Annotated in this window: 21 protein-coding genes; 6 read left to right on the top strand and 15 right to left on the bottom strand. The window is 64.8% G+C overall.

Annotated features, from left to right (window positions below; all coding sequences use genetic code 11):
- Positions 1-101: 101 nt before the first annotated feature.
- On the top strand, positions 102-1,376 hold the full coding sequence (locus ABIB45_RS02600) for an APC family permease (protein ID WP_354214335.1): 1,275 nt from the start codon (positions 102-104) through the stop codon (positions 1,374-1,376).
- A 117-nt stretch (positions 1,377-1,493) separates the two neighbouring features.
- Here the strand turns inward: ABIB45_RS02600 and hisS are convergent, their stop codons facing one another.
- Positions 1,494-2,864 carry a histidine--tRNA ligase gene (gene hisS, locus ABIB45_RS02595; protein ID WP_354214334.1) on the bottom strand — a complete coding sequence of 457 codons (1,371 nt, stop codon included), beginning with the start codon at positions 2,862-2,864 and terminating at the stop codon, positions 1,494-1,496.
- Positions 2,865-3,096: 232 nt separating this feature from the next.
- Here hisS and ABIB45_RS02590 point away from each other — a divergent pair, with 232 nt between their 5' ends.
- From ABIB45_RS02590 to ABIB45_RS02580, 3 genes are all read left to right on the top strand, one after another.
- Positions 3,097-3,903, top strand: coding sequence for a peptidylprolyl isomerase (locus tag ABIB45_RS02590; protein WP_354214333.1), 807 nt, complete (start codon positions 3,097-3,099; stop codon positions 3,901-3,903).
- Between the two features lie 66 nt (positions 3,904-3,969).
- On the top strand, positions 3,970-5,601 hold the full coding sequence (locus tag ABIB45_RS02585; protein ID WP_354214332.1) for a DUF349 domain-containing protein: 1,632 nt from the start codon (positions 3,970-3,972) through the stop codon (positions 5,599-5,601).
- A 97-nt stretch (positions 5,602-5,698) separates the two neighbouring features.
- Complete coding sequence (locus ABIB45_RS02580) at positions 5,699-6,385, top strand: type IV toxin-antitoxin system AbiEi family antitoxin (RefSeq protein ID WP_354214331.1); 687 nt, start codon at positions 5,699-5,701, stop codon at positions 6,383-6,385.
- Here the strand turns inward: ABIB45_RS02580 and ABIB45_RS02575 are convergent.
- The 9 genes from ABIB45_RS02575 to pdxT all read right to left on the bottom strand — a co-directional run bounded on the left by ABIB45_RS02575 (position 6,266) and on the right by pdxT (position 16,167).
- Entirely contained in the window at positions 6,266-8,659 is a 2,394-nt protein-coding gene (locus ABIB45_RS02575; protein WP_354214330.1) for a RelA/SpoT family protein, read from the bottom strand. The two genes, ABIB45_RS02580 and ABIB45_RS02575, sit on opposite strands and share 120 nt — an antisense overlap.
- 137 nt (positions 8,660-8,796) lie before the next feature.
- Positions 8,797-9,816, bottom strand: coding sequence for a protein translocase subunit SecF (gene secF, locus ABIB45_RS02570; RefSeq protein WP_354214329.1), 1,020 nt, complete (start codon positions 9,814-9,816; stop codon positions 8,797-8,799).
- Entirely contained in the window at positions 9,816-11,573 is a 1,758-nt protein-coding gene (gene secD, locus ABIB45_RS02565) for a protein translocase subunit SecD (protein WP_354214328.1), read from the bottom strand. The genes secF and secD overlap by 1 nt, the downstream gene beginning before the upstream one ends.
- Before the next feature lie 115 nt (positions 11,574-11,688).
- On the bottom strand, positions 11,689-12,084 hold the full coding sequence (gene yajC, locus ABIB45_RS02560; RefSeq protein WP_354214327.1) for a preprotein translocase subunit YajC: 396 nt from the start codon (positions 12,082-12,084) through the stop codon (positions 11,689-11,691).
- 182 nt (positions 12,085-12,266) lie between these two features.
- On the bottom strand, positions 12,267-13,355 hold the full coding sequence (ruvB, locus tag ABIB45_RS02555; protein ID WP_354214326.1) for a Holliday junction branch migration DNA helicase RuvB: 1,089 nt from the start codon (positions 13,353-13,355) through the stop codon (positions 12,267-12,269).
- Positions 13,348-13,992 carry a Holliday junction branch migration protein RuvA gene (gene ruvA, locus ABIB45_RS02550; protein ID WP_354214325.1) on the bottom strand — a complete coding sequence of 215 codons (645 nt, stop codon included), beginning with the start codon at positions 13,990-13,992 and terminating at the stop codon, positions 13,348-13,350. The genes ruvB and ruvA overlap by 8 nt, the downstream gene beginning before the upstream one ends.
- Positions 13,993-14,083: 91 nt before the next feature.
- Complete coding sequence (gene ruvC / locus ABIB45_RS02545; RefSeq protein ID WP_354214324.1) at positions 14,084-14,662, bottom strand: crossover junction endodeoxyribonuclease RuvC; 579 nt, start codon at positions 14,660-14,662, stop codon at positions 14,084-14,086.
- A gap of 35 nt (positions 14,663-14,697) precedes the next feature.
- Positions 14,698-15,453: a YebC/PmpR family DNA-binding transcriptional regulator gene (locus ABIB45_RS02540; RefSeq protein WP_354214323.1), complete on the bottom strand. Its 756-nt coding sequence runs from the start codon at positions 15,451-15,453 to the stop codon at positions 14,698-14,700.
- A gap of 3 nt (positions 15,454-15,456) precedes the next feature.
- Complete coding sequence (gene pdxT / locus ABIB45_RS02535) at positions 15,457-16,167, bottom strand: pyridoxal 5'-phosphate synthase glutaminase subunit PdxT (RefSeq protein ID WP_354214322.1); 711 nt, start codon at positions 16,165-16,167, stop codon at positions 15,457-15,459.
- Positions 16,168-16,259: 92 nt separating this feature from the next.
- Between pdxT and ABIB45_RS02530 the strand changes: the two genes are divergently transcribed.
- On the top strand, positions 16,260-17,552 hold the full coding sequence (locus ABIB45_RS02530; protein ID WP_354214321.1) for a Mur ligase family protein: 1,293 nt from the start codon (positions 16,260-16,262) through the stop codon (positions 17,550-17,552).
- The gene (locus tag ABIB45_RS02525) at positions 17,549-18,304 is read left to right on the top strand and encodes a type 1 glutamine amidotransferase (RefSeq protein WP_354214320.1); all 756 of its coding nucleotides are present in this window, start codon (positions 17,549-17,551) and stop codon (positions 18,302-18,304) included. Before ABIB45_RS02530 ends, ABIB45_RS02525 begins: the two co-directional genes overlap by 4 nt.
- Before the next feature lie 72 nt (positions 18,305-18,376).
- On the opposite strand, the gene ABIB45_RS02520 is transcribed toward ABIB45_RS02525, so the two are convergent.
- The 5 genes from ABIB45_RS02520 to ABIB45_RS02500 all read right to left on the bottom strand — a co-directional run bounded on the left by ABIB45_RS02520 (position 18,377) and on the right by ABIB45_RS02500 (position 21,740).
- A complete protein-coding gene (locus tag ABIB45_RS02520; protein ID WP_354214319.1) occupies positions 18,377-18,838 on the bottom strand; it encodes a CapA family protein in 462 nt (153 codons plus the stop codon).
- Positions 18,839-18,854: 16 nt separating this feature from the next.
- Complete coding sequence (locus ABIB45_RS02515) at positions 18,855-19,169, bottom strand: CapA family protein (RefSeq protein ID WP_354214318.1); 315 nt, start codon at positions 19,167-19,169, stop codon at positions 18,855-18,857.
- Positions 19,170-19,470: 301 nt separating this feature from the next.
- Positions 19,471-20,397, bottom strand: a complete 927-nt coding sequence (gene pdxS, locus ABIB45_RS02510) for a pyridoxal 5'-phosphate synthase lyase subunit PdxS (protein ID WP_354214317.1) — start codon at positions 20,395-20,397, stop codon at positions 19,471-19,473.
- A 142-nt stretch (positions 20,398-20,539) separates the two neighbouring features.
- A complete protein-coding gene (gene pgsA, locus ABIB45_RS02505) occupies positions 20,540-21,163 on the bottom strand; it encodes a phosphatidylinositol phosphate synthase (RefSeq protein WP_354214316.1) in 624 nt (207 codons plus the stop codon).
- Positions 21,153-21,740: an HIT family protein gene (locus tag ABIB45_RS02500; protein WP_354214315.1), complete on the bottom strand. Its 588-nt coding sequence runs from the start codon at positions 21,738-21,740 to the stop codon at positions 21,153-21,155. The genes pgsA and ABIB45_RS02500 overlap by 11 nt, the downstream gene beginning before the upstream one ends.
- Positions 21,741-21,744 lie beyond the last annotated feature (4 nt).

Genomic DNA, 21,744 nt, shown 5'->3' with positions numbered 1-21,744 from the left:
CTGAAAGAGACAGCAGGGAAAACGAAAGACTTAAAGATGCATAGGATCATTCCGGGAACAATCCCGTCTGAGTTTACCCGCTGGAAAGGCCCGCCTCCCCCATGAACCCGGACCGGCAACTTCAACGGAGGCTGGGCGTGTTTGATGCCACCTCCATCGGGCTCGGCTCCATGCTCGGCGCCGGCGTGTTTGTGGTCTTCGCACCGGCAGCTGGACTGGCCGGAAGGTTCCTGGTCCTGGCAGTTGTCCTCGCGGGCGCGGTGGCGTATTGCAATGCCGTCGCGTCCGCCGAATTGGCGGCGCGGTATCCGGCCAGCGGCGGAACCTACGTGTACGGCCGGAAGCGGCTGGGCGAATGGCCCGGATTCTTGGCCGGCTGGGGTTTTGTCAGCGGAAAAACGGCGTCCTGCGCCGCCATGGCCCTGACCTTCGGCCAGTACGTTGCGCCGGACTACGCCGTCTCCGTTGCCGTCGCTGCCGTGGTCGCCCTGACGGCGGTCAACCTGTTCGGCATCACGCGCACAGCGCTGCTCACCCGGATCCTGCTGTGCGTCGTCCTGGCCACCCTGGTCTTTGTGGCTGCCGCCGCCCTCCTCGGGCCGCATCCATCCGGCGCGGCTGCCGGGGCCACGGCCGCTGCTACAACACCAGGCGGCCTCGGCGGCGTGCTGCCCGCAGCCGGGCTGATGTTCTTCGCGTTTGCCGGCTACGCGCGCATCGCCACCCTGGGCGAGGAGGTCAGGGACCCTGCCAGGACCATTCCACGGGCCATTCTGGCTGCGTTGGGCGCCGCCTTTGTCATCTATTTGGGGCTGGCGCTGCTGCTGCAAAGCCACCTGCCGGACGGCCGGCTGGCGGCAAGTGCGGCTCCGCTGTTGGACGCCGTGCGCCATTCGCAGTTCGCGGCCGGTGCACCGCTGGTCCAGGCAGGCGCGGCGGCGGCATGCCTCGGAGCGCTGCTGGCGCTCATCACCGGCGTGGGCAGAACTGCGCTGGCCATGGCACGGGAGCGGGACCTGCCTGCACAGTTGGCCCGGGTGGGCGGCCGGCACACGGTGCCGTTCCTGGCCGAACTGGCGGTAGCCGCCGTCGTGATTTTGCTGCTTCTGACCACCGAAGTGATGACGGTGGTGGGGTTCTCCAGCTTCGGCGTGCTGATCTACTACGCCATCACCAACGCTGCTGCCTACACACTGGACGAGCATCCAGCGCATGCCCGCAAGTGGTTGAACGTGGCCGGCTTTGTCAGCTGCCTCCTGCTGGCGTTCACGCTGCCGCCCACCTCAGTACTGGGGATGGCCGCGGTCCTTGCCGTTGGCGTGGCCGGGCGTTTCCTGGTGCTGCGGCTGCGCGGCCAGCGGCGTCCTCAGGCCTAAGTCCCGCCATCGTGGGGCACTTTGGGGCCTCCAACCCGCAGAACCGCCTCAGCTTTCGGCGCGTCTGCGGCGAAGTGCCCCGTTATGGCCTGGCCCGCGCGGTCGGCTCCCCCAGTGTCAGGCCGTCAGGGCAGCTGCCGTGTTCACCTGCACGTGGAGGTCTTCCGACGGCGGCGCCCACTCGGCCGGATCGGCGTCCGTCTGGTCTCCGGACCGGATGTCCTTGACCTGGTGATTGCCGTCGTCGTCGGTGAACCAGACGAAGGGGATGCCGCGGCGGTCCGCGAACTTGATCTGCTTGCCGAACTTCTCGGCTTTGGCTGCCACTTCCGTGGCGATGCCCCGGCTGCGGAGCTGGGCCGCGACATCCTGCGCGGCACCCCAACTGTCATCGTTTGCCAGTGCAACCAGCACGGCGGTGGGCACGGACCGGGAAGCCTTGGCCAGGTCCTGGCTGAGGATGCGGGACACCAGCCTCGTGACGCCGATGGACAGCCCGACGCCGGGGAACTTGCGGTTACCCTTCGAAGCCAGGGCATCGTAACGGCCGCCCGAGCAGATGGAACCAAGCTGCTCGTGGCCCACCAGGACGGTCTCCACCACGGTGCCGGTGTAGTAATCCAAACCGCGGGCGATACTGAGATCGGCCACCACCTTGCCCGGCGCGCGCTGCACGGCTGCCTCAATCACCTGTTCCAGTTCGTCCAGGCCCTCCTCGAGCAGGTCGTTGGTGACGCCGAGGGCGCGGACCTGGGCCGCAAAAGAGGTGTCTTCGGTACGGATCCCGGCCAGCTTCAGCGCCAGCTGTGCCTGCTCCTCGGTTGCCCCGAGCTCCGACCTGAGCAGTTCCGCGACCTTGGCAGGGCCGATCTTTTCCAGCTTGTCGATGCTGCGAAGCACACCCGCGGTATCATCCAGCCCGATCCCCCGGTAGAAACCCTCGGCAAGCTTGCGGTTGTTGATGCGCAGGCGGAAATCCGGGATGGGAAGGGCACTCAGGGCCTCGGCAATGACCAGGGCAATCTCCACGTCATAGCGGAAGGGCAGCTCGCCGTCGCCCACCACATCGATGTCTGCCTGCGTGAACTCCCTGGCGCGGCCTTCCTGCGGGCGTTCGCCCCGCCAGACCTTCTGGATCTGGTAGCGCCGGAACGGGAACGCGAGGTAGCCGGCGTTCTCCACGACGTAGCGCGCGAACGGCACGGTCAAGTCGAAATGCAGCGCCAGGGCATCCGGATCGGACTTTCCGGCCTTGGCCGCATCGGATGAGTCGGCGTCGTCATCCTGGAGGCGGCTGAGGCCGTAAACCTCTTTATCGATCTCACCTTTGCGCAGCAACTGACCGACGGTTTCCACGGCCCGGGTCTCTATGGACGAGAAACCGTGCAGCTCAAAAACCTTCCGCAGGGTGTCAAGCACGTGCAGCTCCACCAGCCGCTCCTCGGGAAGCCACTCGGGGAATCCGGACAGGGAGGCGGTGCGTGCCATGGTGGATGTTCTCCTCTTGATGAAGGGCGCCTGGGACTTTGCCCGGCATTCCACCCGAAACGGGCCAGGAACGGCGGCTGTCCAGCAACTCATGCATAAACTATGTGCGGCAGTCAGTTTATGCGCCTTCCGCCTGCATCTCTAACACGCAGGCAGGGGCCGTCGAAGGCTGCCGGCAGATTGCGCCCGGGCCCTTGACAGTCCGGCCGCAGACCGACTTACAGGAGGACCCTTGGCGGCCAGTTCACGCAGCGCACGCGAAGCCAAACGGCGCATCCAGCAGATGGAGGCAAAGCGCGGGCTGCGGCGGGATCAGGAAGCACGCCGCAAACGGGACAATCTCATTGCCGCCGGCGCCGGAGCCGGCGCTGTGGTGCTCGCCGTCGTTCTTCAGCTCACGGCATTTTCCGGCAACCCCTCGGAAGACGAGTTCGCCGCGGCCGAGGCGGGACTGACCACGCCTTCATCGTCCCCCACGGCCTCGGCGCCGCCCAGCAACGCGGCCAACATTCCTTCACCCGACTCGGCTGCCGGACAAACCTTCACCGGAGACTTGGCCCTGAACCGGGGCGCGGTCGGCGTCGAACTCGATGGAACGAAGGCGCCCCAGGCAGCCGCAGTCTTCAAGTCCCTCAGCGACGAAGGCTACTTCACCAGCAAGACCTGCCACCGGCTGACCACCAGTGAAAGCTTCGGCGTCCTGCAGTGCGGATCTGCCGACGGCAAGGGCAGCGGAAATCCCGATTACACGTGGGGTCCGCTGGAAAACGTCCCGGCTGACAATCGTTACCCGGCTGGCACCATAGCGGTGGCGAGGACGGGCAACAACGCTTACGGGAACGGCACGCAGTTTTTTATTGTCTACAAAGACACGGTGATTCCCGCAGACAGCGCCGGCGGCTATACGGTGGTGGGCAAGGTGACGTCCGGCCTGGATATCGTGTCCGGAATCGCAGCCGCAGGAATCACTCCCGGCAGCAGCGACACGGACGGCGCGCCCGTTGAACCAGTCACGATAGACTCGTTTTCTCTGAAGTAGGAAGCCCGGCCTCACGGCCGCGGTGCAGTATGTGAGTATTTTCCTCCAAGCGAAAGACTTTTAGCGGTGACAGACAGTCAGAAATCCGACGAAATAGCAGCAGACCTGACCGAGGCAGCGGCCCCCGAGGCTGAGCCGGCAGTAGCTGACCAGGCAGTAGGCGACGAGGCAGTGGCCCAAGAGGCAGTGGCCGGCCCGGCGGCAGCGGACCCGGCCACCGCTGAGGAGACGGTGGCCGACAACGCAACAACTGAGGCGCCCGTGGCCGACGACGCAACGGGTAAAGGGCCTGTGGCTGATGCCGTCGAAGAGCCCGTGGCTTCGCAGCCGGCGGCCCCCACTCCTGCTCCACGTCCGGCACCGTCGCCGGCCGCCTTCGCAGCCCGGCCCAAGCCTGCCGCGGCTGCACCCGCCGCAACGCCGGCACCGATCGCGTCCGCAACGTCGTTGGCCGAAGCTTCCCGTTGGGGCCGTGTTGAAGGTGACGGCCACGTTTTCCTGACGATCGACGGCGAAGAGCACCCGGTGGGCCAGTACCCAGATGTCAGCAATGACGAGGCATTGGCGTATTTCGCGCGTAAGTACGACGACATTGTGGCGCAGGTTCTGCTCCTTGAGCAGCGCGTCAGTTCCAAGGCTCCCAGCACCGACATGCAGAAGACCGTCACCCACCTGCGCGAACAGCTGGCAGAGCGAAACATGGTGGGAGATCTCCGGTCGGCAGAAGCACGGCTGGAGGCCGTTTCCGCCCAAATCACGGAGCTGGAAAAGGCAGAGAAAGCAGAGCACGACGCCGTTCGGGCCGCCGAACTGGCAGCCCGCGAGGCAATCGTGTCTGAAGCCGAGGAAATTTCGGGCCAGGATCCTGCCCAGATCCAGTGGAAGACGTCCAGCGCGCGGATGAACGAGCTCTTTGAAAGCTGGAAGACGGCCCAGAAGAGCGGCGTCCGGCTTGGCCGCAGCAACGAGGACGCCTTGTGGAAGCGCTTCCGTGCCGCGCGTACTGTTTTTGACCGCCACCGCCGCGCTTACTTCTCCCAGCTGGACAGCACCAACTCGGCGGCAAAGTCGGCCAAGGAAAAGCTTATTGCCGAGGCCGAGGCGTTGTCTTCCTCCACCGACTGGGGCTTCGCCGCTGGCGAATACCGCCGGCTGATGGATGACTGGAAGGCCTCCCCGCGGGCAAGCCGAAAGGACGACGACGCCCTCTGGGCCCGTTTCCGCGCTGCCCAGGACGTATTTTTCACGTCCCGGCAGGCAGCGAATGAGGAGATCGACCAGGAATATGCGGCCAACCTCACGGTGAAGGAAGAACTCCTGGTGGAGGCCAACACCATCCTGCCGGTCAAGGACCTGGCCGCCGCCAAGAAGGCACTCCAGTCTGTCCGGGACCGCTGGGAAGAAGCCGGCAAGGTCCCCCGGGCCGACATGGGCCGGATCGAAGCCGGCCTCCGCAAGGTGGAGGACGCTGTCCGCCACGCCGAAGACGAGAAGTGGCAGCGCTCCAACCCCGAGACAAAGGCCCGCACCAACAGCGCACTGTCGCAGCTGGAATCAGCCATTTCCGGGCTTCAGGACGATCTCGAGAAGGCAGAGAAAGCCGGAGACGAGCGCAAGATCAAGGCAGCCAGGGAAGCCCTCGAGGCGAGGCAGGCGTGGCTCGACCAGCTCCAGCGCTCTGCCAGCGAGCTTGCTTAGGACTCACAAGCTGTCGGCTGCACAGGCCCGGTTCCGGTTATCCACATAACCGGAACCGGGCCTGTGCGCTTAAGGACCCGCACGGCAGGATGGGTGGATGGCCACCCCGTCACCGCCCCAACACGCTGACCTGTACTCGCCGGGTCAGCCGTTCACGTGGCCTGAACTGCAGACCCTGGCAGCGGACGGCGTCCTTGCACGGTTCCACCAGCACGGTTTCACGCTGCCCGATCTCCACGTTTCGTCCCAACTACGGGCCAGGGCTGCAGCCAACGCAGTCCCGGCAGCTGTCCGGCAGAGAGTGGTAGCCGGCAGGATGACGGCGGCCTGGATTTACGGCTGCGCCGACGAGCCGGACCGGCTGGCGTTGCTTGTTGATGCGAAACGGCGGATTTCGAGTCTCCGCAATACGCGGGGCTGCACACTCCATGAAGTCAGGCTTGGCCCGTTCGACGTCGTCAGCATGGGCGGGCTGATGGTCTCGAGTCCGCTCCGGACTGCCGTGGATATTGCCCTGCACGTAGACGCAAACCGGGCACTGCCTGCGCTGGCAGGACTGCTGGCACGTCCGGAGAAGGACGTACGGCTTCGCCTGCTGGTCCTGGCCATCGAAGCTACTCCCAGGGTCCCGCACAAACGTGCAGCCCTGGAAAAGCTTGCGCTGTTAGCTCCGGCGCTTGTTACCGGTAGTCCGGTAGACGTCGAACACACCGTCGATGCGCCGGACGGCGCTGAGGACGTGGCTGAGGTACTTGGGATCGCCCATCTCGAAGGCGAACCGTGAAATGGCTACCCGGTCGCTGGAGGTGTTCACGCTGGCAGCCAGGATGTTGACGTGGTTCTCGGACAGGACACGGGTCACGTCCGAGAGGAGGGATTTCCGGTCCAGCGCCTCAACCTGGATCTCCACCAAGAAGACGCTCGACTGGGTGGGGGCCCAGTCGACATCGACGATCCTGTCGGGCTGGTCCTTGAGGTCCGAGATGTTGGTGCAGTCCGTACGGTGGACTGAAACACCCGAGCCGCGGGTCACGAATCCGAGAATCGGGTCCGGTGGTACTGGAGTGCAGCAGCGGGCGAGCTTCACCCAGACATCGCCGACGCCCCGCACCACCACGCCGGAGTCCGAGAACTTGGTCTTGGTAACGTGGGTAGGGATGCTGACTTCAGTGATGTCGTCGTCGGTGCTTTCGTTGCCGCCCAGGCTTTCAACGAGCTTCTCCATGACCGACTGCGCTGAGGTGTGTCCGTCGCCCACACCGGCGTAGAGGCCTGAGATGTCCACGTATTTGAAGTCCGCGGCCACCGCGGCCAGGGCCTCGTGCGTCATGAGGCGCTGCAGTGGCAGGTTCTGCTTCCGCATGGCCCGTGTCAGGAGTTCCTTGCCACGGTCGATCGCCTCTTCGCGGCGTTCCTTGCTGAACCATTGACGGATCTTGTTCCGTGCGCGTGCGCTCTTAACGAAGTGCTGCCAGTCCTGGCTGGGTCCGGCGCCCTCGGCCTTGGACGTAAAGATCTCCACCCAGTCGCCGTGATTCAGTTCGCTGTTCAGCGGAACCAGCTTGCCGTTGACCCGGGCACCGATGGTGCGGTGCCCCACTTCGGTGTGGACAGCGTATGCAAAATCCACCGGGGTTGAACCGGCGGGAAGTGCCATGACCTCACCCTTGGGGGTGAAGACAAAGACTTCGCGGGCGTTGATCTCGAACCGCAGCGAATCCAGGAACTCCCCCGGATCAGAAGTTTCCTGCTGCCAGTCGACCAGGGACCTCAGCCACCCCATATCGCCGTCCCGGGGGCTGCCGGGGCCAACGGCCGTGCTGTTTGGCTGGTCCTTGTACTTCCAGTGCGCGGCCACACCATACTCGGCACGCCGATGCATTTCATGGGTGCGGATCTGGATCTCCACGGGCTTGCCGCCTGGGCCGATCACCGTGGTGTGCAGAGACTGGTACATGTTGAACTTGGGCATGGCAATGTAATCTTTGAAACGCCCCGGCAGGGGGTTCCAGCGGGAATGCATCGTGCCCAGCGCGGCATAGCAGTCCCGCACCGAATCGACCAGCACGCGGACCCCCATGAGGTCGTTGATGTCGTCGAAATCCTTATCCCGGACCACCATCTTCTGGTAGATCGAGTAGTAGTGTTTCGGCCGGCCGGTGATCGTGGCCTTGATCCGGGCGGCGCGGAGGTCCTCGGTAATCTGGTCACGGATGACGCCGAGGCTCTTCTCGCGCTCAGGTGTCCGGTCCCCGACCATGCGGACGATCTCTTCGTAGACCTTCGGATAGAGGGCAGCGAAGGACAGGTCCTCCAGTTCCCATTTGATGGTGTTCATGCCGAGGCGGTGCGCAAGGGGCGCAAAGATTTCCAGGGTTTCACGGGCTTTTCGGGACGATGACTCCGCGGACACAAACCGCCAGGTCCGGGCGTTGTGGAGCCTGTCGGCGAGCTTAATCATTAGGACCCGGATGTCCTTGGCCATGGCCACAACCATTTTGCGGACGGTCTCGGACTGGGCTGCTTCACCGAAGCTGACCTTATCCAGTTTGGTGACCCCATCCACCAGCATGGCAACTTCGGGACCGAATTCTTTTCTGAGGTCAGCCAGCGTGTACGGCGTGTCCTCAACCGTGTCGTGGAGCAGGGCCGCGGCCAGGGTGGTTCCGCTGAGACCCAGCTCCGCCAGGATGGTGGCCACGGCGACGGGGTGGGTGATGTAAGGATCACCGCTCTTGCGCTTCTGCCCGCGGTGGCTGTTCTCAGCAACGTCAAAGGCGCGCTGGATCAGGTCGAAGTCTTCTTTGGGGTTGTTCGCGCGGACGGTTCGCAGCAGCGGCTCAAGGATCGGGGAATAGGTGGTGGTGCCACGGCCGGTCAGGCGGGCCAGGCGTGAGCGTGTGCGTTCGCGACGGCCGGGAAATGTGGGGCGGGAGCCGGAATTGTCGACGGGTACCACCGGTCCGGGGCGTGCGGAAGCGGTCAGCCCGGTCTGAACTCCGTGGCCGGGAGTCCCGTCCCCGCCTGCCATTGGCTCCGATGCCGAACGTTCTTCCAATGAAGCACCCCTCACGACCTGTTTAATTACCCCAGTCTATTCCTCCGCCAGTTCACTTCCGTAACCGGCGCTTAAAAGCGTACGGGCCGGGTGGCGTGGATATTCCTACGCCACCCGGCCAGTTATGCTGTCTGCCGTCAGGCCCCTGCGGGTGCTGCCGGCACGTCCGTCCGGGCAGCGTTCTCGGCCCGGCGGTGCTCGACGCGTCTCGCCTGCTTCACCAGGTCGGGTTCGCTCTGGCGCAGCCAGGCGTACATGGGCGCCGCGACAAAGATCGTGGCCGCCGTTCCAATGAAAATGCCGACGAACAGGGCAAGGGACAAGTCGCGCAGCGTGCCGGCCCCGAGGAGGCCTGCTCCGATGAACAGGATGGCGCCCACCGGAAGGATGGCCACCACCATGGTGTTGATGGAACGGACCAGGGTCTGGTTCACCGCGAGGTTGACTTCCTCTGCGAATGTCCGGCGCGTGGAAGCATCCAGATCGGCGGTATTTTCGCGGATCTTATCGAAGACCACCACGGTGTCATACAGCGAATAACTGAGCACTGTCAGGAACCCGATGATAGCTGACGGCGTTACCTCAAAGTCGCTTAAGCCATACACGCCGGCGGTGATGAACATGGTCACGAGCATTGCGGTCAAGGCGGACACCGACATCTTCCAGGTCCGGAAGTACAGCGCCATCAGGACGGCAGCCAAGGCCACAAAGACGAGCAAACCCATCAGCGCCTGCTTGGTGACATCCGCACCCCAGGTGGGTCCGATGAACGTTGAGGTCACTTCGTTGTCAGTGACGCCATAGGCCGTGGCGAGGCCTTCCTTGATCTTGAGTGTCTCGTCGTCAGTCAGCTTGTCCGTCTGGATCCGCATCGTGGTACCGGCGACATTCGCAACGCGCGGCACGCTGCCTGGCACGACGTCCCGGACGACAGTTTCACCGAGGGCAGAGTCGGTGTCCTGCACGTTGGAGACGGTGAACTCGGAACCGCCCCGGAATTCAATCCCGAGGTTGAACCCGCCTTTGACAAGGGGGATCAGGATGGACAGCGCAACCGCCACAATGGCGATGAGGAACCATATTTTCTTGGCCCCCACGAAGTTGTAGGACCGCTTGCCCGTGTAGAGCTCGTTACCGAAAGTGGCAAAGCTGGACATTACTTGTTCTCCTTGGCTGCGCTCTTGGAGGAGCCCGTAAGTTGCTCCTGCTTTTCCGCGAGGCGGCGTTCCGCGATGGTCATGCGCCGTTCAGCTTCGGCGGCGGCGCCGGTGTTCTTGGCCCGTACAACGCCAGGCTTGGTTTCCGGCGTCCGCAGGCGGCCCGCACCGCGGTACAGCGGAACAGCGCCCAGGCGCTTGGGGTCAAGGCCGGAGAACCGGTGGCCTTCGCCGAAGAACTTGGTCCGCGCGAGGAGCTGCAGAGTCGGGTGGGTGAACATAAAGACCACGATGAGATCGGCGATGGCTGTCAGCCCCAGCGTAAAGGCGAACCCGCGGACGTTGCCGACGGCCACGAAGTAGAGCACGAGGGCGGCGAGCAGGTTGACGGCCTTGGAGGCCAGTACGGTCCGCTTCGCACGCTTCCAGCCATTCTCCACCGCTGAGACCAGGCCCCGGCCCTCGCGGAGTTCATCACGGATGCGTTCGAAGTAAACAATGAACGAGTCAGCTGTCTGGCCGATGGCCACAATCATGCCGGCCACGCCGGCCAGGGACAGCCGGTAGTTTTCCGTCCAGCCCAGGATGGCAATCGCCAGGTACGTCAGGGCACCTGCCACCACCAGGGAAGCAATGGTCACAAAGCCCAAGGCCCGGTACTGGAACAGGGAGTAAACCACCACGAGGAGCAACCCGATGATGCCCGCGAGGAGGCCCATGCGCAGCTGTTCGCCACCGAGGGTCGCGGAAATCTGCTGGTCACTCTGGATTTCGAAGCTGATGGGCAGCGCGCCAAAGCGGAGCTGGTCCGAGAGTGCCTTGGCTGTCTTCTCTGTGAAGCCACCGGTGATCTGCGGACGTCCATCGGTGATGATTGCCAGCGACCGTGGCGCGGAAATGACCTGGTCGTCGAGCACAATGGCGAACTGTGCCTTCGGATCGTTGCCGGTCTGGCCGCCGGCGGCCACATAGAACTGGTTCAGGCGTTCGGTGACCTCTTTGAACTTGGCCGTGCCTTCGCCGTCGAACTGGATGTTGACGGCCCAGTCGTTGGTGACGGCACCCTGGGCACCCCGCTGGAGCTGGAAGGAGGAGGTGACAATGTTGCCGCCCTTTACCTCCACAGGGCCGAGGATGTACTTGATGGCAGCTCTGGTATCAGTCGCCGGCTCGCAGGTAACCAAGGGCTTGGTGGGATCGGAAGCCGCAGGCTTGTCCGGCCCCGGATTTTTGCAGTCGAGGGTCTCAAACTGCCGGTACACCTCGGGGGTGATCCAGTTGATATCGCTGCCGTTGGCCGGTTCGGCCGTCGGCTTCGGAAGCTGGCCCTCGGGCGTCAGCGCTTCCGTGGGAACCGCTGCGCCGTCTCCGTTCAGCAGAACCGGGCGGAAGTTCATGTCCGCGGAAGCCTGGATCAGGTCGCGGGTTTCCTTCGTGGGGGTACCGGGAAGGCTGACCACCACGTTGCGCCCGGACTGCGTGCTGATCTCGGCTTCGGCAACGCCGGAGCCGTCAACACGCTGGCGGATGATTGCCACCGCCTGGTTGAGCTGCTCTTCGTTAATGTCCGAACCGCCCTCAACCTTGGGCGCCAGGATCATCTGGGTGCCGCCTTCGAGGTCAAGCGCCAGCTTGGGTGCCCAGCTGGCCTGGCCGGCAAGGGTGCCACCGGCCAATACAGCTGTCAGCACGGCAAGGATTACGCCGAGCCACACCAGTACCCGGAGGCCTGCGTTTTTAGGGCCAGTTCGTGCCATTGTCGATCTTTCTCTTATTTACGGAGGAACCGCCGATGCGAGCCTGATGCTCCCACCGGCGGCGGTCCGCAGCCGTAGAGGTATTGTGAATCCTGATGCCGAAGGCAGCGGGGGGCTAGCTGTCCTTTTTACCCTCGTCATTGAGGCGCTTCAGGGTCTCGTCCGGGGTTTCGGCGGTTGCAGCCGGAGTGCCCAGGTCCTGGCCCGTCAGTGAAGACGCGTAGTCGGGGACAACCGTAGGCTCGTCCTCAGCAACGACAGGAGCTTCCACGACCTTGGTGACTGCCTGGCGGTGAACTGTGGCGAGATTGCCCGGAGAGAGCTCCAGGACTACCTGGTTTTCGGCGTCATTCATGGAGACGATCCGGCCGAAGAGGCCAAAGCTGGTCATGACCTCAACACCGGGAGCGAACTGGGACTGCAGCGTAGCCTGCTGCGCCTTGGTCTTCTTGTTGCGGCGGAACATCATAAAGATAAAGATTCCAAGCATTGCGAACAAGACGATGTTCATGGGATCCACAGGGAAGTTTCCGTTCTGTACTGGCGTATCTGGTGTAGGGCAGCGTCCGCTTCGTTCCGCCATGCAGATATTCGTGCTGGCCGGCAACGGCCCCTCGGAGCCGACGGCGGGAACAAAGACCCGAACGTGCCGGGTGTCATACCCAGTCTAAAGGGAAAAGCTGACGGACGGGCCTATTGGCTGTTCGGCGCCCAGTCGGCCGCGGCTTCACTGCTGTCCGGGTCGGATTCAAAGAGATCCAGGGGCTCCTGCCCGAACACGCCGGCCGGTACTGCATAGCCAAGATGGGTCCAGGCCGGCGCCATGGCGATGCGGCCCCTCGGCGTCCGGCCCAGGAGGCCTTCCCGGACCAGAAATGGCTCGGCCACCGTTTCCACGGTCTCGGTTTCCTCCCCCACGGCAATCGCCAGGGTGGACAGCCCGACCGGACCGCCGCCGAATTTTGTGATCAGGGCTTCGAGGACAGCACGGTCGAGCCGGTCCAGGCCCCGTTTGTCCACTTCGTACATGTCCAGGGCGGCAGAGGCCGCGCGTGCGTCGATCTGTTCGATCCCGTGGACCAGCGCCCAGTCCCGGACCCGCCGGAGGAGGCGGTTGGCGATGCGCGGCGTGCCGCGGGAACGGCCGGCAATTTCACTGAAGCCGGCGGAGTTGACCTTGAGGTCCAGCAGGCCGGCGGAACGGCGGAGGACCAGTTCAAGTTCGGCCACGCTGTAGAACTCCAGGTGCCCGGTGAACCCGAACCTGTCCCGCAGCGGGCCGGGCAAGAGTCCGGCGCGGGTGGTGGCACCCACCAGGGTGAAGGGCGGAAGCTCCAGCGGAATGGCTGTGGCGCCGGCGCCCTTTCCCACCACAATGTCCACGCGGAAATCTTCCATGGCCATGTAAAGCATTTCCTCGGCAGGCCGGGACATGCGGTGGATTTCGTCCAGGAACAGGACCTCCCCTTCGGAGAGGGAGGACAGGATTGCGGCGAGGTCCCCGGCGTGCTGGATGGCCGGACCGCTGCTGATCCGCAGGGGCGAGTTCATTTCGGCGGCGACGATCATGGCCAAGGTGGTTTTCCCCAGCCCGGGCGGGCCGGAGAAAAGGACGTGGTCCGCGCTGCGGCCGCGCATCCGTGAGGCCTGCAGCACCAGGGAGAGCTGCTTGCGGACCCTGTGCTGGCCCACGAAGTCGTCCAGGTTCTTGGGCCTGAGCGCCGCTTCAATGACCCGCTCCTCGGGCTCCTCCCCTCCCGCTACAACGGAGGGCTCAGCCACGGCTGCCTACACGGTTACCGGCCCGTGCGCCGTCCTGGCCGAGCCAGCGGAGCGTGGTCCGCAGGATTTCGGCCACATTCCCGCGGAACGAAACCTCGGGATTGTCCGCGAGGGCCTTGTCGATGCTGGCCACAGCGTCCTTTTCAGACCAGCCAAGGCTGGTCATGGCAGCCACCACCTGCGGCTTCCAGGCTGCTTCTGCCGGCGTGGCCGGGCTGGCAGCACCGGCGGTGCCGTGGGGTACCAGCTTGCCGGCGAGTTCCAGCACAATCCGGCCTGCCACCTTGGGGCCTATGCCGGGCACCTTGGTGAACGTCTTGCTGTCGGCGGTGTGGGCCGCAACGCGGATGGCCTCAGGCTCGTGGACGGCGAGGACGGCGAGGGCAAGCCGCGGTCCCACGCCGCTCACGCTGAGCAGGACGTCGAAGACTTCCCGCTCGTCGTCGGAGGCAAAGCCGAACAGGGTCAGCGAGTCTTCGCGCACGATCAGTGAGGTGAAGAGTTTGCCCTCTTCGCCGGCGCGGAGGCTGCTGAGCGTCTGTGGTGTGGCATTGACGCTCATTCCAGCGCCGTTGAGGTCGATCACGGCCGTGGAGAGACCAATGTGCGCTACGGTTCCGCGAAGGAAACTGATCAAAGCCGGGCTCCTGGTGTACTGCCGGACTCTGTGGGGGTTGGACCGGCTATCCGAACATATCTACGAATACCCTAGCAAGTGCCGCGGACATTCAGCGTGCGCGGCGCGCCTTCGCCTCAGCATCGGCCCACGCCCGCTGGGCCGGGGTCAGCGACAGGCTGCCCGGGCCGGTGGTGGCCACGGCGGCCCCGCTGCCCGCCCGCCACGCATGCGTGATGGCCAGGGCCAACGCATCCGCGGCGTCGGCCGGTCGCGGTGGGGCGTCCAGCCGGAGAATCTTGGTGACGAGTTTTGTCACCGCGTCCTTATTGGAGGTGCCGCTGCCGGTCACGGCAGCTTTCACTTCCGACGGCGTGTGCAGCGCCACCGGGATTCCGCGGCGGGCAGCCGCGGCGATCACCACGCCGGAGGCCTGGGCCACGCCCATAACCGTGCTGACGTTCAGCTGGGAGAAGACGCGTTCGACGGCGAGCACCTGCGGTTCGTAACGGTCCAGCCACTCGTCAATGGCCAGGGCAATAACCAGCAGGCGCTGGTCCAGGGTTTCCGCCGGGGACGTGCCCACCACCCCGACGGCCACCATGGTGGCGCGCCTGTTCCGTTCGACATCCACCACGCCGATGCCGCAGCGGGTAAGTCCCGGGTCAACGCCGAGTACGCGCAGCGTCACGCTCCCCCACCCGCTCTAGGCCGCAAGGCGGAGGTTCACTCAGATTCCAGGGCGGCCTGGACTTCGTCGCTGAGGTCGGCGTTGCTGTAGACGTTCTGGACGTCATCGAGCTCTTCCAGCGCGTCAACAAGCTTCATGAACTTCTTGGCGGCTTCCAGGTCGAGGGGCACAACCATCGAGGGAACGAACTCGGCCTCGTCGGTGTCGTACTCGATCCCGGCCTCCTTGAGGGCGTCACGGACGGCCTGGAGGTCAGTCGGTTCCGAGTGGATTTCGAAGGTGTCGCCGTTGTCCTTGACTTCATCGGCGCCAGCCTCGAGAACAGCCATCAGGACGTCGTCCTCCGTCAGTTCCTTCTTTGGCAGGGACACCACGCCCTTGCGGCTGAAGAGGTAGCTGACCGAACCGGGATCGGCGATGGTGCCGGCGTTGCGGGAGATGGCCAGGCGGACTTCGGAGGCCGCCCGGTTCTTGTTGTCGGTGAGGCATTCGATCAGCAGTGCGGAGCCCTGCGGGCCACGGCATTCGTACATGATTTCGGTGTAGTCAACCACTTCACCGGTCAGGCCGGCGCCGCGCTTGATGGCGCGGTCAATGTTGTCGGCAGGAACCGAGGTCTTCTTGGCCTTGGTGACGGCCAGCTCCAGCCCGGGGTTTCCCTGGAGGTCCGGTCCGCCCATGCGGGCAGCAACTTCGATGTTCTTAATCAGCTTGGCGAACGATTTGGCACGGCGGCTATCAAGGATGGCCTTTTTGTGCTTGGTCGTTGCCCATTTGGAGTGGCCTGACATGCTTTACGCGTCTCCTCTGATCATCCGGATAAAAAGTTCATGTACGCGTTTCTCCCCAGTCACTTCCGGGTGGAAGGAGGTGGCCAGCAGGTGGCCGGAACGCACAGCAACAATTCTAGCCGTCCCGGGCAGGCTGGCCGCGTGCGACGCGTGGTCAGGGTCTGCCGGCTCCACCTGCGCGAGAACCTCCACGCCCTCGCCGACACGCTCCACCCACGGACCGCGGATGAACACCGCGTGAACCGGTGCCACCCCGGATTCCGTTGCGCTGAAGTCCAGGCTCTTGAAATCAAGGTCAGTTTCGAACGATTCGCGCTGCCGTCCGAAGGCGTTGCGCCGGACCGTAATGTCCAGCCCGCCGAAGGTCTGCTGCGGGTTGCCGGCAAGGTCGGTGGCCGGATCGGCGATCTCGTTGGCCAGGAGGATCATGCCGGCGCAGGAACCGAAGACCGGCAGTCCGTCGCGGATGCGGTCCGTCAAGGGTCTTGCCAGCTCAAAGGCCCGGGCAAGCTTGTCGATGGCCGTGGATTCGCCACCCGGAATGATGAGGCCGTCCAGGCCGTCCAGCTCCTTGGGCCTGCGGATTCCGACGCCGGCAGCACCGGATGCTTCCACGGCGCGCAGGTGTTCACGGAAGTCGCCCTGGAGCGCCAGGACGCCGATCCGCAGGCCTGCGCCCACGCGTGCGGAAGCGGCCGAATGGGGGTTTGTCATCCATTCAGCATAATGTGCCAGTCACCCTCAACCGTGCGGGTCTGCCAACGCGGGGCAGGGTTCCATGCCGTTGCTGGGATATATTACTGAGCATGCTTTACATCAGTGTTCCGCTCGGCAAGCTGGTCCGCCGGGTGTCCCGGCTCAGGGGTGGCGGGTCCGCCCTGCCCGGTTTGGTGGTCGAAAAAATCGACCCCGGCTTTATGCAGCGGACACTTGCCACACTGCCCCACGGCGTGGCTGTGGTAAGCGGAACCAACGGCAAGACCACCACCACGAAAATGGTGGTGGAACTCCTTGAAAGCCAGGGGCTGAAGGTGTTCACCAACCGCACCGGCAGCAACTTCACCCGTGGCGTGGCGGCCGCCTTGCTCGGCGAGGTGGACTGGCGCGGCCGGCTGAAGGCCGATGTCGCCGTCCTGGAACTGGACGAAGCCCACGCCGTGCATTTTGTGAACCGCGTCCCGCCCCGCTACAGCCTCCTGCTCAACGTCCTGCGGGACCAGCTGGACCGTTTCGGTGAAATCGACAAGACGGCCCAGCTCCTGGAGCACATCGCGGCCAAGACCACCGGAACGGTGGTGCTCAACCGGGAGGATCCCCGCGTGGCCCGCATCGCGGACACCCTCACCGGCCAGGACGTCCAGTACTTCGGCCTCGACGATTCGCTCCTCAGCACCTTTCCCAACGATGACGACCTGCGCGCTGCGCCCGGAAGCACTGCTCCCGCGACGCTCCCCGAAAAGCCTCCCGCCGACGTCGTACTCCGCAAGGTGGGGCCCGACACAGCGGTTTTTGAGTACGACGGCGTCACGGTCACCACGGCGATGAGGCTCCGCGGCGTCTACAACATCTTTAATGCCGCGGCGGCGCTGGTACTGGCCCGCAGCATCTGCGGCGGCGGGGCCGCGACGGCCAACCACGCCACGCTGCTCACCGCGCTGTCCCAGGTAAAACCGGCCTTCGGTCGCGGCGAAAGCCTCACAGTGGAAGGCCAGCCCCTCGACCTGGTGCTGGTCAAGAATCCCAGCGGCTTCAGGCTGGGGCTGAAGTCATTCCCGGCGGTCGGCTACGCCATTATGATCGCCATCAATGACAACTACGCCGACGGCCGGGACATGTCCTGGCTCTGGGACGTGGAATTCGATTCGCTCCGCGACGGCGGGGTGGACCAGCTGGCCGGATCCCGGGCTTACGACATGGCGCTGCGGCTGCAGTATGACGACGTCGGGATCGGTGCAGTCCAGACGGACATTGCGCCCGCGCTGGCGGCCTTCATCCGTGAGGGTGAGGGCAGGCCGAAGCGAATCTTCTGCACGTACACAGCCATGCTGGCCATCCGCCGAGAACTGTCCAAAATCACCGACGTGGAGGTCGTCTCATGATTTCGGGGGCAACTGGCTCAGAGCAATCGGCGTCCAAAGGCACCATCCGCGTCCTGCAGCTGTATCCGCGGGACATGAACATTTACGGTGACTGGGGCAACGCCCTGGTCCTGAAGCAGCGGATCAGTTGGCATGGCTACACGCCGGAGCTGCTTGAGTACAACGTCGGGGACGAATTTCCCGCCGATGCGGACCTGATCGTCGGCGGCGGCGGACAGGACAGCGGCCAGCTGGTCATCCAGGATGACCTGCACTCAAGGGCCGGCGTCCTGACCGGGCTGGCGGAGGACGGCGCGCCCATGCTGGTGATCTGTGGGCTCTATCAACTGTTCGGGCGCTTCTTTAAGACCCGCTTGGGTACGGTCATTCCAGGGATTGGCATCCTGGACGCGGAAACCCATGGTACGGACGAACGCCTGATCGGTAACGTCAAAGTGGCCTCCCCGGAGTTCGGCGAGGTCCTGGGCTATGAGAACCACAGCGGGCAGACCACCCTGGGCCCCGGCGTCCGGCCGCTCGGAACCGTAGCCAAGGGGACCGGCAACAACTCCAGCGACGGCCACGAGGGCGCGCGCTTCAAGAACGTGGTGGCCAGCTACCTGCACGGTTCGTTATTGCCCAAGAACCCCGCCATGGCCGACTTCCTCATTCGCACGGCCGCCGAACGGAAGTTCGGGACTTTCGTTCCGGGCACCCCGGACGACCACTACGCGTTGCTGGCCCGCGAACACGCCGCCCGGGTTCCGCGCTGACCGTTCCGCGCTGACCGTTCCGCGCTGACCGTTCCGCGCCGGTCATCACGGGCGGCCTGGCGCAGACGTGTTTCAGGGTTCCTTGGTGATCAGCATCTCATGCGCGCCGGCGGCCGCAGCTCCTTTCGACTCCACCACGGCGGCGGTCCGCTGCCTGGTCTCGGCATCGGCCTCGGGTGTTGCACAGACACCCTGTGGCGCATCCGATGCGACCGAACACCAGCGGTACGGACCCCGGACAATAACCGACGGAGCCCAGGCGAGGTCCGCCGCTGACCATTTGCCTGCCGCGTCCTGGCTGAACTGCGCCCGCACCAGCAGGCCCTCGTTGTTGACCACATACCGGGGCGACAATTCGGTCACCCCGTTGCCCAGCCCGTAGACGATCCACGTGCCCTTGTGGTTTTCGATCGGCAGCACCGAGTGGGTGTGATGACCGTAGATCATGCTGAATTGGCCGCTGTCCACGAGGGCGTGGGCCACTTCCTGCTGTTGGGCGTTCGCTTCACTGGCGTACTCGTCGCCGGCGTGCATGGCCGCCAGGACGATATCAGCGCCAAGGGCCCGGGCTTTGACAGATCTGCGGCGGGACGTTGAAGGACGGGTAGGCGGCGAACGGACCATCCGGACCCGCCACGGGCGTCTCCTGATGGCAGATTGCGAGATCACTGAGCTTGATGTACCTGCGCTGGCCCTCGAGGAGCGGGGTGAAGTCCAGCCCTTGATTGCCTGCCGCGGCGGCGTCATCACGGGCCTGCTGCCAGAGCTGGGTGTGGATCAGCATGTCGCCGGTCAGCAGCACTGACGTGCACAGAAGCGTGGGACACTCCGGACCGGCACCCGGGGTGGGAGTCGGCGTGGGCACCGCCGTCGGGCTTTCCTGATCCGTGCCGGAGCCGACGCCGGACACCGCACCCGCGCGACGGCGCGTTGTGTTCCGCGATCACGCCGCAGCCGGCCGCCACGGCGGCCAGGACACCTCCGGACACCGCAGCAGCGCAGCGGGCACCAAGGCCCCGACTTGTCCCCATAGACGTGATTCTAGGTTCGCCGGTCCAGGGATGCCGGCATTAAACAACGACGGCGGGTGGCCATCCCTGCTGAGGTGACCACCCGACGTCGGACTTCTGGTGCTGCTGCTGCCTGACTGCCGGCGCGCGGCGCTGTTACCAGCCGCGCTCTGAGAGACGGTGGGGCTGCGGGATTTCGTCCACGTTGATGCCCACCATGGCTTCGCCCAGGCCGCGGGAGGCCTTGGCGATGACGTCCGGGTCATCGAAGAACGTGGTGGCCTTGACGACGGCAGCTGCACGCTGGGCCGGGTTGCCGGACTTGAAGATGCCGGAGCCGACGAACACGCCGTCGGCGCCCAGCTGCATCATCATGGCAGCGTCGGCCGGGGTGGCGATGCCGCCCGCGGTGAACAGCACTACGGGGAGCTTGCCGGCGGCGGCAACTTCCTTGACCAGTTCGTACGGGGCCTGCAGTTCCTTGGCCGCGACGTAGAGCTCGTCCTCGGGCAGGGCGGCGAGCTTGGCGATCTCGGCCCGGATCTGGCGCATGTGGCCGGTGGCGTTGGAAACATCGCCGGTGCCGGCCTCGCCCTTGGACCGGATCATGGCCGCGCCCTCGTTGATGCGGCGCAGCGCCTCACCGAGGTTGGTGGCGCCACAGACGAAGGGAACCTTGAAGTTCCACTTGTCGATGTGGTGGACGTAGTCGGCCGGGGTCAGGACCTCGGACTCGTCGATGTAGTCCACGCCCAAAGACTGCAGGACCTGCGCCTCGACGAAGTGGCCGATCCGGGCCTTGGCCATGACGGGCACGGAAACAGCTTCGATGATTTTGTCGATCATGTCCGGATCGGACATGCGGGACACGCCGCCCTGGGCACGAATGTCAGCGGGAACGCGTTCCAGCGCCATCACGGCCACGGCACCGGCATCTTCGGCGATGCGGGCCTGTTCGACGTTGACGACGTCCATGATGACGCCGCCCTTGAGCATCTCAGCCATGCCGCGCTTGACGCGGTTGCTGCCCGTGACGCTGTTCGCGGACGAACCGGCTTCGCTGCTTACATCAGGTGTAGACACAAAAACCCCTATGGGTAGAGAGACGATCTTCGCCGGGCGTGAGGGCGGCACCAAGCCGAGCAGTACACGCACCGGGTTGCCGGATCCATTGACCGGGCAGTCACAATACTAGTCCCACCGCGCGCGGTGGACTTAATCACGCTTAATCAGCAGCCGCGGCCGCTGACAGCGCCTGGCGATGGACACCCCTAATCCGCTGGATCACCGTGACCAAGCTGGCAAGGGCCAGCAGCCCGAGCGTCACCAGGAGAACCACCGGTGGCAGGCCCAGGCCGGTGAATCCGGTGACCACCAGCACCGAAACCAGCCGTTCGGCGCGCTCGGCGATGCCCACGTTCGCCGTGAAGCCGAGCGATTCGGCCTTGGCCCGCGCATAGGAAACCACCATGCCCAGGACCAGGCAGAGCATCGCTGTGACGGCGATCGCGTAGTCCGCTCCCCCGGTGAAAAACCAGACGGCCAGGCCGGCAAACAGTGCTCCGTCGGCGATCCTGTCCAACGTGGAGTCCAGGAAGTTTCCCCATCCTCCGCCGGTATCGCGCATCCGGGCCATGATGCCGTCCAGCACGTCGGAGAAGATGAACGCCGTAATGAACAACGTGCCCCACCAGAGCTGCCCGAGGGGGTAGAAAACCAAGGCTCCCACCACAACGCCGGCGGTGCCGATGACCGTCACCGCGTCGGGCGAAACGCCAATTTTCAGGAGCCAGCGGGCAAGCGGAGTGAAGAGCGCGGTGAAAAACCCGCGCGCGTGCCTATTCAGCATCCGTCTCCCCGGGCCAGGCCTCGGCAACCAACTGGCGGACCTCGTCCAGGGTCTGCGTTATTGCCTTGGTCTGGGCGATGATCGGGAAGAAGTTCCCGTCGCCGCCCCACCGCGGAACGATGTGCTGGTGCAGGTGGGCTGCGATCCCGGCGCCGCCCACTACACCCTGGTTCATGCCCAGGTTGAAGCCGCCCGGGTTGGAAACCTTGCGCAGGACCTTCATCGCTGTCTGGCTGATCTCGGCAAACTCCGCGGTTTCCTCGATGGTGAGGTCCGTGTAGTCCGGGACGTGCCGGTAAGGGCACACCAGGAGGTGGCCCGGGTTGTAGGGAAACAGATTGAGGACCACGTAGCAGGTCTTCCCCCGGTGGACGATGAGGGCTTCCTCATCGGTCCGGCCGGGGCCCACGCAGAAGGGACAGTCGTTTTCGTTCTTGAACTGGTGTTGGCCGCCCTTGATATAGGCCATCCGGTGGGGAGTCCACAGGCGCTGGAATGCGTCCGGTACGCCCGCGAGATCAAAGTCATCGGTCACGCCGGCATCCCCTGGATAGCCTGCGCCTGTGTTCTCCTGCACCGTA

Source organism: Arthrobacter sp. UYCo732, from assembly GCF_040547265.1.
Classification (GTDB): Bacteria; Actinomycetota; Actinomycetes; order Actinomycetales; family Micrococcaceae; genus Arthrobacter.
This window is presented reverse-complemented; position numbering and strand designations above follow the sequence as displayed.